Here is a 13,784-nt window from a genome sequence, read left to right as displayed (position 1 = left end):
TGATTGATACATACTAGCTTAGACAAAAAAAGTCATTTTTATAAGCAAAAAATGGCATGACCTCATGAAAAAACGAGGTATTTGATGATTCAATCGTCAAATACCTCGTCCTATGAATAGTAAGCTCAATTAGTGAATATATTTCGTGCTAACTAGATCTCCTTTTAGCACATCTGTTGGGATTTCAAATTCTACAACTCCCATATAGCCTGGTGCTACTTCGTATTTATCGAAGGAAATCACTAGTTTCCCTTGATCTGAAATATAGAATGGTTGATCTGGTTTAATGGTTGTAAATGCTTCCATTAATTCTTCATCGGGAAGGCCTGCGCCTTTCACCCAGTAAATTTTTTCTTGATTAGATTCTGCAATTTGTGTACGCATTTGTTCCTTAATATTTTCACTAATTGTCTCAACATATTGTTGATCTTTAAAGAGCATTGGTAGTGTAATTAAAATTTCATTTTGCTTGTCGATTGTATCGTATTGCATGACCGTTGAAGAGGAAGCAACCGTATTCACCACATAACGGCCAATCGATAAAATTTGGTCATTATCTGTTTTGATTTCAAAGCCGCTATCAACACCTAAATGTCCACCACCACTAGCTTTTAAATCTCCAACCTCAGCAATAAAATTATCATAAAGGGCTTTCCCCTCTGCACGATATTTTTCATTTAAAGCATTGGCAAGCTCTTGATTCTCTAAATTTTCAATGGAAGGAACTTGAATGTTGGCATCATAATTATCTTCTGCCACCTCATATTCAGTCCAAGTTAATACTTTCACCACACTACCAACAACAGGGATTTCAGAAAGTGTTCGTGCCATTGCAGGGCTAACATTTAAACTAGCTGTAAACAGCATAGCCGCAGCCGCTGATCCAAGTAACCATTGTGGTGTGCGATTTTTTTTCTTTTTTCGACCTTGTTTTAGTGCGCTTTCAACCACAAAGTCTAGCTCCTTTGGAATAGGAACCTCCATATATTGTTTTTCTAATTTTTGTAATTTTTTATCCATGTGCAGTTTCTCCCTTCACATCTTCCAATTGTATTTTCAATAGTTTTAACGCTTTATAAAGACGCGATTTGGCTGTACTCAACTTAATATCAAGGATGTTCGCTACGTCAGCGAGCTTTAAATCCTCAAAATAATGGAGAATGACAACCTCACGATACATTTGTGGGAGCTCATCCAACGCATGCTCCAAGTCTACGTTCTCATAAACATCCTCTTGAGCTGGCGTTAAATATTGTAATGTATCATCATCTGTTACTTGTAAGCGTTTATGCTTACGCAAAAAATCAATGGCCGTACGGACAACTATTTTGTAAAACCAGCTTTTCATATAGGTCACATTTTCAAGTCGGTCTAATGAGAGCATGGCTTTTTGGATACTGTCCTGTACAACATCTAGTGCGTCCTGTTCATTTTTTGTATAGCTATACGCGAGCATATAAAAACGCTCTTTTTGTTCACGAATGAATTGGACAAACACCTCTTCATGTTGAAATGCATTTCTTGTTTTCATGTCCAAAGAAGCTCCTTTTTTAACATTGTCAAATTGTATACACTATCTAGACGTGCGAGTAGAGGGAAAAAGTTTAATCCAAGAAAAAAACTTACCTCGATTGAGATAAGTTTTATCCTTCAATAGTATCGGCATACATAAGCATAATGCTGATTATGAAAAATAGTCATATGTATTTTTCAAGAGTAATAGAATGGTCACAACGATAAATAATTTACGTACATAGCCACTGCCGCGTTTAATCGCAAATTTAGAGCCAACAATAGCACCTGCAATTTGTGCAAGTCCCATCGGTAGACCATAAGCATAATTTATTTGTCCTAAGTATATAAACATAAGAAGGGCAGCTATATTACTGCCAAAATTTAAAAATTTTGCATTTCCTGCTGATTGTAAAAAGTCAAAACCAACCATAAGAAAAGCAAAAAGTAAAAATGAGCCTGTTCCAGGACCTAAAAAGCCATCATAAAATCCAACTAGTGTGATCACCATAACAAAAATGAGATAACGTTTTGGTGTTAATGTTTTATAGCTCGATATACTTCCCCAGTCTTTTTTGAAAATGGTGTAGATAGCCACTGCTGCAAGCATTATCAGCATTAGTGGCTTGAGAACACTGGGGTCCATTAAGTGGACAATCCAAGCACCTAACATAGAGCCGAAAAAGACAAAGGGGAATAACTTATAGACGGCTTTAATATCTAGCTTGCCAGAGCGATAAAATGTCACTGTGCTAGTCAGTGATCCCATCGTACCTGCTAATTTATTTGTTGCTACTGCAGCAGAGGGTGGAAGACCAACAAACATAAGGGCGGGTAAAGAAATAAGGCCACCGCCTCCCACCACTGAATCAATAAATGCTGCTAAAAAACCAAAAAGAAGTAAGATCATTAAAATATTTACATCTAATTCAAAAGGCACAACAGGTCATCTCTTTTCTATCATAATAATCTGATAGTAGCGAACTGAAGATAAGCTGTAAATATACTATCGATTATTTTTGGGCTTAAGTACATGGAGAGGTTTTATAGAAAATGAATGTAATTGCTACATTATTCAAATAATTTCTACTTGAAGTCATTATTTTGATGTATTATGTAAATGATGGTGTTTTTACGTAAAGGGGACGTGATGACATGAGTTTAGGAAATCATCTACGCGTATTTCTCTGTGTGGTTTTTATGGGAGTGCTTGTAGGATATGTCTTTAATGCAAAAAAAGATATAACAGACCATGATTATATTGATACCGTAAAAGAAGGCTATTTGGAGAATTTTTCAGATGTCACAGTTCGAAATGCGTTTAATTATGCTTTTTTTGAACCGTACTGGCGTTATTATCAAGCAAAAACAGGGGAGCAGGTTGTTGAATTATCGGGTGATATTACGTTTCAAGGTGAAAAAGGACATGCTATCTTACAATTTGTTGTCAACGAACAAACGCAGCAATTCTCACTTCAGGCGATGAAATTTAAAGATGTAGTATTGAACCAGCAGCAACAACAAAAGCTAGTCGGCATGGTCTATCAAACATGGGAAAAGAAACAACTAGCTTATGAGTAAGGTTTTTTATTTTGTAAATCATCCAAACTGTATTACAGTAAAAGGGGGAGCTTAGAGACAGAGAGGATGTTTTAAATGAGATTAAGTATGTTAGATCAAATGCCCATTCCAAAAGGTCATTCTGCAGAGGAAGCCTTCCAACGTACAGAACAACTGGCACTACTAGGTGAAGAACTTGGCTATCATCGTATGTGGCTAGCTGAACATCACAATAGTCAGTCACTAGCAAGTTCAGCTCCTGAAGTGACCGCCGCTTTTTTAGCTGCGAAAACAAAACGTCTTCGCATTGGCACAGGTGGCGTTATGATGATGCATTATTCGCCTTATAAGCTAGCAGAGGTATTTAAGACATTATCTGGTTTAGCACCGAATCGGATTGATTTTGGTGTGGGTAGAGCGCCAGGTGGCGACCATGCCGCTATTTATGCATTAGCAGAGGGAAGACGTCAACGCTTCACGGAACAGTATGATAAGCTCGAAATCGTTTTAAAGCTGATGAATAATCAAAAAACAGGTGAGCATGTCTATGATCAAGTCATCGCAGCCCCTGCTCATATTTCATTACCAGAGGCTTGGTTACTAGGATCGAGTGGACAAAGTGCTATGCAGGCTGGACAGCTTGGAGTAGGCTATTCATATGCACAATTCTTCACTGGCAATATGTCGAAGGATATTTTTGATGCCTATAAATCCTATTTTACGCCTTCTTATTATATGGAAAAGCCACAAATTATTGTGACATATGCAGCAACGGTTGCACCAACTTTAGAAGAAGCGGAATATTTGGCAAAACCAATTGATATCTCTCGTCTTCAACTGATGAAGGGGCAAATCATTCAAACGATGTCACCAGAAGAAGCAAAGGATTATCCGTTGTCGGAAATGGATAAAATGACAATTGACAATAACCGTAAGGCGAATCTTGTTGGGACACCAAAAGACATTGCTGCATTTTTAATCGCTGAGCAAGAGAAGTATGGTTTCGATGAAGTCATGCTGAATTGTAATCAATATGAACTAGAAAGTCGTTTGAATACCTACAAATTCCTGGCAAAGGAATTAATATAGAACGAATAAAGCTTGATAAAATCACCTCGTGTATGTAGTCGTCGAGGTGATTTTTTATTGACCATTGGCTTGCACACAACATAGAAAAACCCGGAAATAAATTTCCGGGTCTGATTACCACTACATTTTTTTCTCCATGACACACTGCCTCGCTTCCGTATAGGATCTTAAGATATTCCTAAGAAAACTGTACTTTACTCAGCTTTGATGGTCCTTCTGAGTTATCGATCAATCGCACTCATCGGGTTAACCCTCCCAGTCATTGGATTTGAAGTGAAATCTTTAATAGTATAGACCATTCATTATTTTTTATACCTTGTTGAACAAATTATAAAAAATATAAATTAAGTAAATAAGCAATTTAGTGAAACTCTTCTTGGATCAAACTTTGGTCAATATGGAGGTTATCTATTTAAAGTTACTTACTGGAAAACATTTATACGCGAGCAGAGCCACTCACAAATGCGGCATCTTGATAATACATATTTTTCACAAGAACATTTGGCCCTAAGCATTTGACTGCTGGACAGTGGCAGTTGAGTGATTTTGCTAAGTCAGTTGTCATCCATTTATCAAAAATGGCTGGTAGCTCGTCATGCACAATATTGCCAAGTGCTGGTGTATCACCAAAATCTGTAACGATCACATCGCCTGTGAAAATATTGATGTTTAATCGAGAACGACCGTCTGGGTCATTTCGCATTGTGACATTCTTCGCTGTGCGCAGACGGTGCAGCAACTTTTGATCCTCTTCATTCCTACTGCAAGGGTAGAATGGGAGTGTGCCAAATAGCATCCATGTATTTTCATCACGAATATCAAGTAGATGGTGAATGGCTTCACGCGTTTCTTCTAATGATAAAGAACTAAGTGCACTTGCGAAGTCTGATGGGTACATTGGGTGTACCTCATGTCTCGCACACTTCATTTCCTCAATGATTTGATGATGGATATGCTCTAAATAAGGCAATGTTTTTTTATTTAACATCGTTTCAGCAGATACCATAACACCATGCTCAGCTAGCATTTTAGCATTATCAATCATGCGTTGGAATAAAGCTGCACGTTGGTCATAAGTTGGTTTGCGCTCCATCATGGCAAAGCCGGTTTCTACAAATTCATCAATCGTTCCCCAGTTATGAGAAATATGAAGGACATCTAGATAAGGGGCAATCAATACATAACGAGCTGGCTCTAATGTTAAGTTGGAGTTAATTTGTGTCCGTACGCCTCGTTCGTGTGCGTATTTTAAAAGCGGCAATACATAGTTTTGAACAGACTTTTTACTCATCATCGGTTCTCCACCTGTAATGCTGAGTGTTTTTAAATGAGGTATCTCGTCTAAGCGCTGTAAAATTAAGTTTATAGGTAGTGCCTCAGGGTCTTTATTTTGTAATGTATAGCCTACTGCACAGTGAGCGCAGCGCATGTTGCAAAGATTAGTAGTTGTAAATTCAATATTTGATAGTGTCATTTGTCCATGCTGTTCCACATCTAAATACGCTTCCCATGGATCAAAGACAGGTGTTATTTTTTGTAAGGTCGTCATCTTTCGTACATCTTCCTTTCTAGCATTCTATTGTCTCATATTCATCGAAAATTTCAAATATGAAATTACCGAACGGACTATTTTAGGACTAGACGAACATTTTTTTACCCAATATAGGAAAATGTTCACCGTTCCATATGGCTAGCAATTGAAGAGTTAAAGCGCATTGATGTCCTAATATTCTGTTATAGGACATTTTACTGTTATTTCTTATAAAAAACGTTATCATGGTAGAGAGTAAATAGTCACAATGCATCGAAGAAAGTGGGAACAGATATGACGAAATATGAGACACTATTGTTTGACGTGGATGATACGTTACTAGATTTTGATTTAGCTGAAAATGCGGCGCTGGACCGCATGTTTAAAGAGGAAAACATAGCTACTACGCCAGAGATGATTGCCCGTTACAAGGAGATAAATGAGACGATGTGGCGAGCTTTTGAGCGTGGGGAAGTAACAAAAAATACACTACATAATACACGATTTGCAATTGCTTTAAAAGAATTTGGGATAGAGGTTGATGGCGTCTACTTTGAATCGCTGTTCCAAAAATATTTACAGGAGGCACATCATTATGTGGATGGGGCTTATGAAGTCATTGCTCAATTAGCCGAAAGTCATCATTTATATGTTGTGTCAAATGGCATCATGATGACACAAAATAAACGATTAGTGGATGCCAATTTAGCACAATATTTTAAGGGTATCTTTATTTCGGAGCAAACGGGCTATCAAAAGCCGATGCCAGCCTTTTTTGATTATGTATTTGAACGGATTGATCATTTTGATAAAGCTAAAACGCTTATTATCGGTGATTCTTTGACGTCAGACATAAAAGGTGGTTTACTATCAGGGATCGATACATGCTGGTTTAACATCCATAATGTTGAAAACACGAGCGACATTGAACCGCATTATGAAATTAAAAAATTGCATGAATTACATGGGTTATTAAATAAAAAAATAGCTCTGTATTAAGAAATACGGCACTTCCTTTGCTATCTGGACAAAGGAGGTGTTTTTTAGTTTATCATCCGTTTTTTCATCAAACAATGTAGGTATAAAATACAACAGAAAAGGCAAAACCTTTTATGAGACTAGTTTCCATGAAAGGGGAAATATTCGATGAATATGGTTTTAACTGCCAGTAAACGTCAAAAAGGACGACAATCTTCATTAACACAGCTTCGACAAAATGGGGACATTCCTGGTGTTGTCTACGGCTTTCAAATGGAATCAACAGCTATTACATTAGATGCTAGAACCTTTGCAAAAATGTTAGCAGCACATGGTACGAAAAGTGTTTTTCAACTAGATGTAGAAGGAAAACGAATTAATGCTGTATTAACAGAAGTACAACGTTGTGCATTAAAGGGCAATGTTAAACACGTTGATTTTAAGTCCATCAATATGTCAGAGGAGCTAGAAGTGGACATTCCAGTAACAGTGACTGGTCATGCTGTCGGTGTTGCGGATGGCGGTTTCCTGCTACAGCCAAATCGTGAGGTACGCATCAAAGTGAAGCCAACCGAGATTCCAGAAACTATAGAAATTGATGTTACGAATGTAGCGATTGGCACGTCTCTTTATGTAGGAGATATTCGTCAGCAGTTTTCGTTTGAAATTTTACAAGAGGATGACTTCACATTAGCAACAATTACACCACCACCTGCTGAAAATGTACAAGAAGAAGATACTGTGGATGGTACACCAGAAGTGATAGAAGCAACAGGACAAAACGGTGCTGAACCAGAAGCATAGAGGAAAGAGGAGCCATTTTACGCTACGTAAGTGGCTCCTTGGTATTTTCTATAACAGCTGCTGTATAGATTTCCGATAACGATAATAAACGACTACATACATCCCACATGTTGCTAAAAATAGCCAAGGTGGAATAAAGCGCATAAGGGCAAAGGGTGTTTCAAATAAAAAAGCCAAAAGGAATGCTAAACCTTCTTTCTCCCATAAGCCAGGTGTATAATAGGCAGCTTTTATACTGAAAAAGGAATCGAAGTCATCATTGGCATACAAAATCATTAACAAAAGAAAAGAGAGTAACGCCCAATGGCTTGCATGCTGCATTAAACGTTTATATTTAGCAATATACGAATCATTATCCGAAAATAATTCATCGTTGCCATCTTTTCTTTTTAACCAATAGTAGGTTCCATCATACGACTTTTCTTTTAAAGGGCGCCACCCAAAATCCTCATGTAATTGCTTATAGTTTGGTTGCTCTTTTTTTCGAAGATCTTGCTGATAATCAATTCGGATAACTTGTTCAAGATCTGTAGTATGTTTAAATGTATAAAAACCTGCTGAATTTATGTTTGTGCAAACTAAGCCTTGGGATAACATTTGATTTAACCATTGTTCTTCCTTTTCAATATCAAAAAAGATTTTAAACTTTATCATGTTCATCAGCTCCCTCATATAAAGATAAAATTCGTTGCAATCGCTGTTGCTCGATAGCTAATATATTTAGCCCTTCAGCGGTTGTTTGATACACCTTGCGTCTAGAATCCTCGGTTGCAACAGGAGTAATCCAATGATATTTCAACAAATTTTCTATTGCCCCATACATGGTGCCAGCAGCAATTCTCACACTGCCAGCGCTCATTTCCTCGATTTTTTGCATCATTGCATAGCCATGTAACGGTTCACGTAGAGCAAGTAAAATATAATGCATGGTTTCTGATAAAGGCAGTAATTTATGTTTTTTCATTAGGTCACCTCAACTATACAGTTTAACTATATAGTTTGATTATATATAGTTAGACTGTATATTGCAACTGTATAAAAAAAGACAATGCATTTTTGCATTGTCTTGTAAGCTTATACGACAGCGCTTTTCACGCCAGTCCATCTCATAAATAATTTTTCATTATAGGTTAAGGCAAATTGTACAATTGGTCCAAGCCCAAATGCCATAATGACTGTACCAATTCCAATAGGGCCACCTAGTAAAAAGCCAATAACAGCGACAGTCACTTCCATTGTTGTACGAGAACGTGTAACACTCCAGCCAAGCTTATGGACCATCATTAACATTAACGTATCACGTGGACCGATTCCCAAATTGGCTACCATGTACATACCGCAACCCCAGCCTAATAAAACTAACCCTGTAAGATAGGAGACAAGTTGCATCCAAAATCCATCGATATCTGGCAACCAATAATTAAATATATCAATAAAAATGCCTGCTAAAAACATATCAATAAAGGTCCCTGGTAATGGAAATTTTTTTGTGATCAGCATATCAAATGCTAAAATGGCAAGTCCCAATATAATGGACCAAGTGCCGATTGTTAAACCCACTGTTTTTGTTAAGCCAATATGTAGTACATCCCAAGAGCCAACGCCAAAAAGCTGCCCTTTAATTGTTAATGTAATGCCAAAAGATAGCACGATAATGCCTGTTATGAAAAACAAACAGCGCGTAAAGAAAGCTTGTTTCATTTTTTAACCCTCATTTATCTGAAAATTCCTATTATCCATCCAACTATTATAACAAATAGATTTTCAATATGGCCGAAAATTGTCATTTCACATTTTTCAAAAAAAGGCGGTTTAGCTTTTTGAGGAGAGGGCAAAATAGATATGTAGATGAAAGGATGGGATGAAATGACTTCTGTACGTGATGAAATTTTAGAAGTTTTAAATCGAGAAAAGATTGGAACGATGGCGACTGTAGAAAATGGAAAACCGTACTCTCGTTATATGACGTTTCAACATGAGGACTTTGTATTATATACGGTAACGAATAAACATTCAGAGAAAATGGAAGAACTTCGTAAAAATCCCTATACCCATATTTTATATGGCTATGAAAATGAAGGCTTTGGGGATACGTATGTTGAAATAGAGGGCCAGCTTACGGAAGTCCATGAAGAGGGGTTAAAAAATAAACTAGCTGAATTTTTTACGAGTATCTTCGTTGGTAATCAGGACGAAATGGTGACCTTGAAAATTGAACCTATTCGCATGCGCTTGATGAATAAAAAGGGACAACCACCAAAAGAGCTAGAATTTTCGAACGACCATTGATGGATGGTCGTTTTTTACTGTACTACTATAAATACTTGCAATGATCGGTATTTTTCAGGCATGATAGTTCTTAAAAGAAAAAGGAGTATAGGCTATGACAACAAAATTACAGAAGTTAACGCAAAATATCTTATCATCTCAAGGGAAATTAGAGGCAGATTTCATACTGAGAAATGCTCAAGTGGCCGATGTTTATACGTTAACGTGGAAAAAGGCAGACATTGTTGTGAACAATGGTACGATTGTGGCACTGGATCACAACCACAAATTTCAGGCAAAAGAGGAACAGGATGCAGCAGGAAGCTACGTCATTCCTGGATTAATTGATGGTCATATACATATAGAATCTTCCATGCTAACGCCGGGGGAATTTAGTCGAGTTTTACTACCTCATGGTATTACCACAGTCATCACAGATCCACATGAAATCGCCAATGTCGCAGGAGCGGAAGGCATCCAATTTATGCTCGATGATGCACAAAAAGCGGATATGGATATTTTTGTGATGCTGCCATCAAGCGTACCTGGTACACAGTTTGAAAATGCAGGTGCAACACTAACAGCTCAGGATTTGGCGTCATTTCTAAAACATGAACAAGTTCGTGGCTTGGCAGAAGTCATGGATTTTCCAGCCGTATTAAATGGGGAAGAGGGCATGCTTCAGAAAATTTTATTATCACAGCAAGCAAACCTAGTAATCGATGGGCATTGTGCTGGCTTACAGAGCGAACAAATTACAGGCTATCGCGCTGCAGGCATACTGACAGATCATGAATGTGTGACAGCCGAAGAAGCCATTGATCGTGTAGAGCAAGGGATGTATGTACTGATTCGAGAAGGCTCAGCAGCTAAAAATTTACGTGATTTATTACCGGCTGTTCAGCCACATAATGCTCGTCGCTTTGGTTTTTGTACAGACGATAAATATGTGGATGAGTTAATCGATGAAGGTAGCATCAATTATGATATAGCTATGGCAATAGCCGAAGGGATGACACCATTACAGGCAATCCAGTTAGCAACTGTGAACACAGCAGAATGCTATCGTTTATTTGATCGAGGGGTACTTGCCCCAGGCTATAAGGCAGATTTTGTGTTAGTCGAGGATTTGTCGACGATGCAGGCAAAGGCTGTATGGAAAAATGGTCGAAAGGTTGCTGAAAATGGAGAAATGCTGACAAGTCGTCAAGAGCTAATTGTTCCTGCTCATATCCACCAATCAGTGCATTTACCAGCCATTACAAAGGATAGGCTACAACTAGCTTTCACAAAGGGTACGAAGGCTAATGTTATGGAGATTGTTCCAAATCAGCTCATTACCAATCATGTAGTAATGGATGTACCTGTGAAAGAAGGCGTTTTTGAACCATCTGTAGAACAAGATTTACTGAAATTGGCCGTAATTGAACGACACCATCATTTACACACGACAGGTCTAGGCATTGTCAAAGGCTTTGGTTTACAAAAAGGGGCAGTAGCCACAACCGTAGCACATGATTCACATAATGCCCTTGTCGTAGGGACAAACGATGAGGATATGATACTTGCGCTTGCACGCATTCAAGAAATCCAAGGGGGCTTTGTGATTGTAGCAGATGGCAAAATTCTAGCGGAGATGCCATTAACCATTGGCGGCTTGATGACAGATGCCCCTGCTCAGCAAGCAAAGGAACAGCTAGCAGGCTTGCATAGTGCATTAAAGACGCTCAACCCAACATTAGATTTCCATTTTCTACTGACGTTTTCTTTTGTGGCATTACCAGTCATTCCTGCACTAAAACTAACAGATACAGGATTATTTGATGTGACAACCTTCCAGCACATCTCTGTAGAAGCATAGACGAAAACGACCTAATAGCTTAAAGCTTTAGGTCGTTTTTGTATTTCGTGTTGATCTAAGTAGCTCTGAGACATCTTTTATACTTCCGATAATTATATATTTAGTAATCTTTTTGATAAAAATAAAAAACAGACAACATATTTCATTGACTGTTTTAGGATCTATTATTCTTTTAAAACACTAGGTTTATCGAAAGAAACAATATCTATTATATGGTCAAGACAAACAATTTGGTAATGAATTAGGTCTTTGTAGGAGTATATTTCCTGAGCAATTGTTCCATTACTTACAAAATCTAAATAGGTAGACTTTGAGAATAAACGTACTGAATGACCAATAAATTTATCTTCTGAATTTACAAAATGAAATGACTCATCGAAAACAGAATAGGCTACATACGAATCAAATTCTATATGTATCACTGGTAATGTCTTATCAATTTCAATTGGGTTGACATCATATAATGTATATTCACCAACATTTACCTCCTCGCTTTTAGAACTGATAGAAGCTCTTTTAATAGAAATTCTCAATGAATTCGTACCAGGCTCTACTATATTATCTAAAAAAACAAAACCTTTTTGCTGTATCAAATCCTCATAGTTCATCAAATCACCCTTCCATATTTATATATAAGGTTTTGGTCATTTTATAATTTGAAATTTAAAATGTCAATAATAAAATAGTTGATAAAGGATAAAAAAATATTGTTTTTCGATAAAAAATAATTGTCTTAGAATATATTTTAAGCTTCTGATTGTAGGTGGCAGGATCTGAATTTTGCACACTAAAAATAGTTAAATGAAGGAATAAGGTAATGACGAAATATATGATTGCTTCAACACCAATTAGATTAGGTGTACTTAGTTTTTGATTTTATGGTGATAGGGAGTAATGTAGCTCTGGAAGGTATTCTAATAGGATTTTTATTGGATTTGTTTGTGTAATTGGCACAGAGATAAATTCTTAAAAAAGGGGGATTGCGGGAAATGGTAGTTAAGCGGTGATTTTATAAATTGTTAATGGCATCTGATAAAATGCCTAGAACCGTATTTGGAAGATAAGCAAATTCCAAATACGGTTCCTTATGTTGATTATATAAAATTATTGTTACGTGATACCGCCGCTATAGCATGAATCAAAAGTTTTAGGGTTACAATATTCATTACTTTATTTTTTATCTTTCATTGTCCAGTCGTTGTGCATAATATCTTGAAGAACATTTTTCAGTTGTATAAATTGCTGCTCTGAAATATTTGATTGGTGCATTACTTGTCGTGACACTTCTGGTAGCATACAACGGACATTACTGCCTTCTTTTGATAAATAAATTTGCATTTGTCGTTCGTCATCCTTGGAACGCTCACGACAAATATAGCCCTTCGCCTCTAACTTTTTGAGCAACGGTGTTAATGTACCTGAATCTAAAAATAAACGTTGTCCCAATTCTTTCACTGTTATTTGTTCGTTTTCCTCCAAGGCTAATAAAGTGATATAACCTGTATAAGTTAGATCATATGGCTTTAATAATAATGTGTATTGTCGAATGATTTCCTTTGATGTGGCATACAAAAGAAAGCACAGCTGATTATCTAAATGATTAGGCATAAAAATCCCCTCTTAAAGTTCTTCTCATTACATTTATATTAAAAATAAAGTTCCTACTTGTCAAACGTAATTAAATTGTGTACAATTCGATTTGTAAAAATTAAATTGTGTACAATTTGAAATACTAATATAGATATGGGGTTTTCGGTTATGAAAGAATTATACTCAACTACAATGATTAATGATGGTGGGCGTAATGGCACATCATATGCAAAGGATCAATCACTCTCTTTAAAAATTGCACCACCAGGCTCAAAATTAGCTAATGTGACAAATCCAGAGCAATTATTTGCGGCAGGTTATAGTGCCTGCTTTAATAGTGCATTAGATTTAATTAAACGCCAAAAAAAACTAAACAACGCATCAACAATTAAAGTAACAGTCAAATTAATGGAACAAGCTACTTTTGACTATGTGCTTGCTGTTGACATCGAAGGACATATTGAAGGATTAGCATTGGAAGAAGCACAGGAATTATTAGAGTTAACACATACAGTGTGCCCATATTCAAAGGCAACAATGGGAAATATCAATGTAATAATTAAAGCAGTTTAAATTTTTTTGAAAAAGAGG

The 13,784-nt window shown here is 36.8% G+C and carries 16 protein-coding genes; 7 read left to right on the top strand and 9 right to left on the bottom strand.

All coding sequences use genetic code 11. The annotated features are described in order from the left end of the window. Positions 1-129 precede the first annotated feature (129 nt). From CRI88_RS13985 to CRI88_RS13975, 3 genes are all read right to left on the bottom strand, one after another. On the bottom strand, positions 130-1,020 hold the full coding sequence (locus tag CRI88_RS13985) for an anti-sigma-V factor RsiV (protein ID WP_036123538.1): 891 nt from the start codon (positions 1,018-1,020) through the stop codon (positions 130-132). Beyond that, entirely contained in the window at positions 1,013-1,531 is a 519-nt protein-coding gene (locus CRI88_RS13980) for a sigma-70 family RNA polymerase sigma factor (protein ID WP_036123541.1), read from the bottom strand. The genes CRI88_RS13985 and CRI88_RS13980 overlap by 8 nt, the downstream gene beginning before the upstream one ends. 153 nt (positions 1,532-1,684) lie before the next feature. Beyond that, the gene (locus tag CRI88_RS13975; protein ID WP_101966760.1) at positions 1,685-2,452 is read right to left on the bottom strand and encodes a sulfite exporter TauE/SafE family protein; all 768 of its coding nucleotides are present in this window, start codon (positions 2,450-2,452) and stop codon (positions 1,685-1,687) included. Between the two features lie 215 nt (positions 2,453-2,667). Between CRI88_RS13975 and CRI88_RS13970 the strand changes: the two genes are divergently transcribed. Together CRI88_RS13970 and CRI88_RS13965 are read left to right on the top strand one after the other, a co-directional pair. After that, complete coding sequence (locus tag CRI88_RS13970; protein WP_101966759.1) at positions 2,668-3,093, top strand: hypothetical protein; 426 nt, start codon at positions 2,668-2,670, stop codon at positions 3,091-3,093. Between the two features lie 75 nt (positions 3,094-3,168). Beyond that, the gene (locus CRI88_RS13965) at positions 3,169-4,161 is read left to right on the top strand and encodes an LLM class flavin-dependent oxidoreductase (protein ID WP_036123551.1); all 993 of its coding nucleotides are present in this window, start codon (positions 3,169-3,171) and stop codon (positions 4,159-4,161) included. Between the two features lie 436 nt (positions 4,162-4,597). On the opposite strand, the gene yfkAB is transcribed toward CRI88_RS13965, so the two are convergent. Then, the gene (yfkAB, locus tag CRI88_RS13960; protein WP_036123554.1) at positions 4,598-5,710 is read right to left on the bottom strand and encodes a radical SAM/CxCxxxxC motif protein YfkAB; all 1,113 of its coding nucleotides are present in this window, start codon (positions 5,708-5,710) and stop codon (positions 4,598-4,600) included. Between the two features lie 276 nt (positions 5,711-5,986). Between yfkAB and CRI88_RS13955 the strand changes: the two genes are divergently transcribed. Together CRI88_RS13955 and CRI88_RS13950 are read left to right on the top strand one after the other, a co-directional pair. Then, entirely contained in the window at positions 5,987-6,691 is a 705-nt protein-coding gene (locus CRI88_RS13955; protein ID WP_101966758.1) for a YjjG family noncanonical pyrimidine nucleotidase, read from the top strand. A 147-nt stretch (positions 6,692-6,838) separates the two neighbouring features. Beyond that, on the top strand, positions 6,839-7,474 hold the full coding sequence (locus CRI88_RS13950; protein ID WP_101966757.1) for a 50S ribosomal protein L25/general stress protein Ctc: 636 nt from the start codon (positions 6,839-6,841) through the stop codon (positions 7,472-7,474). 48 nt (positions 7,475-7,522) lie between these two features. Here the strand turns inward: CRI88_RS13950 and CRI88_RS13945 are convergent, their stop codons facing one another. The 3 genes from CRI88_RS13945 to CRI88_RS13935 all read right to left on the bottom strand — a co-directional run bounded on the left by CRI88_RS13945 (position 7,523) and on the right by CRI88_RS13935 (position 9,175). Beyond that, complete coding sequence (locus CRI88_RS13945; RefSeq protein WP_101966756.1) at positions 7,523-8,128, bottom strand: DUF2812 domain-containing protein; 606 nt, start codon at positions 8,126-8,128, stop codon at positions 7,523-7,525. Beyond that, the gene (locus CRI88_RS13940; protein WP_036123567.1) at positions 8,115-8,438 is read right to left on the bottom strand and encodes a PadR family transcriptional regulator; all 324 of its coding nucleotides are present in this window, start codon (positions 8,436-8,438) and stop codon (positions 8,115-8,117) included. The genes CRI88_RS13945 and CRI88_RS13940 overlap by 14 nt, the downstream gene beginning before the upstream one ends. A gap of 110 nt (positions 8,439-8,548) precedes the next feature. Beyond that, the gene (locus CRI88_RS13935) at positions 8,549-9,175 is read right to left on the bottom strand and encodes a YczE/YyaS/YitT family protein (protein ID WP_036123571.1); all 627 of its coding nucleotides are present in this window, start codon (positions 9,173-9,175) and stop codon (positions 8,549-8,551) included. A 165-nt stretch (positions 9,176-9,340) separates the two neighbouring features. Between CRI88_RS13935 and CRI88_RS13930 the strand changes: the two genes are divergently transcribed. Both CRI88_RS13930 and ade read left to right on the top strand, forming a co-directional pair. Next, positions 9,341-9,763: a pyridoxamine 5'-phosphate oxidase family protein gene (locus tag CRI88_RS13930; protein WP_101966783.1), complete on the top strand. Its 423-nt coding sequence runs from the start codon at positions 9,341-9,343 to the stop codon at positions 9,761-9,763. 94 nt (positions 9,764-9,857) lie between these two features. Then, positions 9,858-11,603, top strand: coding sequence for an adenine deaminase (gene ade, locus CRI88_RS13925; protein ID WP_058844558.1), 1,746 nt, complete (start codon positions 9,858-9,860; stop codon positions 11,601-11,603). Positions 11,604-11,767: 164 nt separating this feature from the next. Here the strand turns inward: ade and CRI88_RS13920 are convergent, their stop codons facing one another. Beyond that, entirely contained in the window at positions 11,768-12,211 is a 444-nt protein-coding gene (locus tag CRI88_RS13920) for a hypothetical protein (RefSeq protein WP_101966755.1), read from the bottom strand. Positions 12,212-12,773: 562 nt separating this feature from the next. Then, entirely contained in the window at positions 12,774-13,211 is a 438-nt protein-coding gene (locus CRI88_RS13915; protein ID WP_101966754.1) for a MarR family winged helix-turn-helix transcriptional regulator, read from the bottom strand. A gap of 150 nt (positions 13,212-13,361) precedes the next feature. Here CRI88_RS13915 and CRI88_RS13910 point away from each other — a divergent pair, with 150 nt between their 5' ends. Then, complete coding sequence (locus tag CRI88_RS13910; protein WP_101966753.1) at positions 13,362-13,766, top strand: Ohr family peroxiredoxin; 405 nt, start codon at positions 13,362-13,364, stop codon at positions 13,764-13,766. Positions 13,767-13,784: the final 18 nt, after the last annotated feature.

Origin of the sequence: Lysinibacillus fusiformis, from assembly GCF_002845985.1 — a bacterium.
Taxonomy (GTDB): Bacteria; Bacillota; Bacilli; order Bacillales_A; family Planococcaceae; genus Lysinibacillus; species Lysinibacillus fusiformis_D.
Note: the sequence above shows the minus strand (reverse complement) of the source record. Positions and strands in the feature narration are given on the sequence as shown.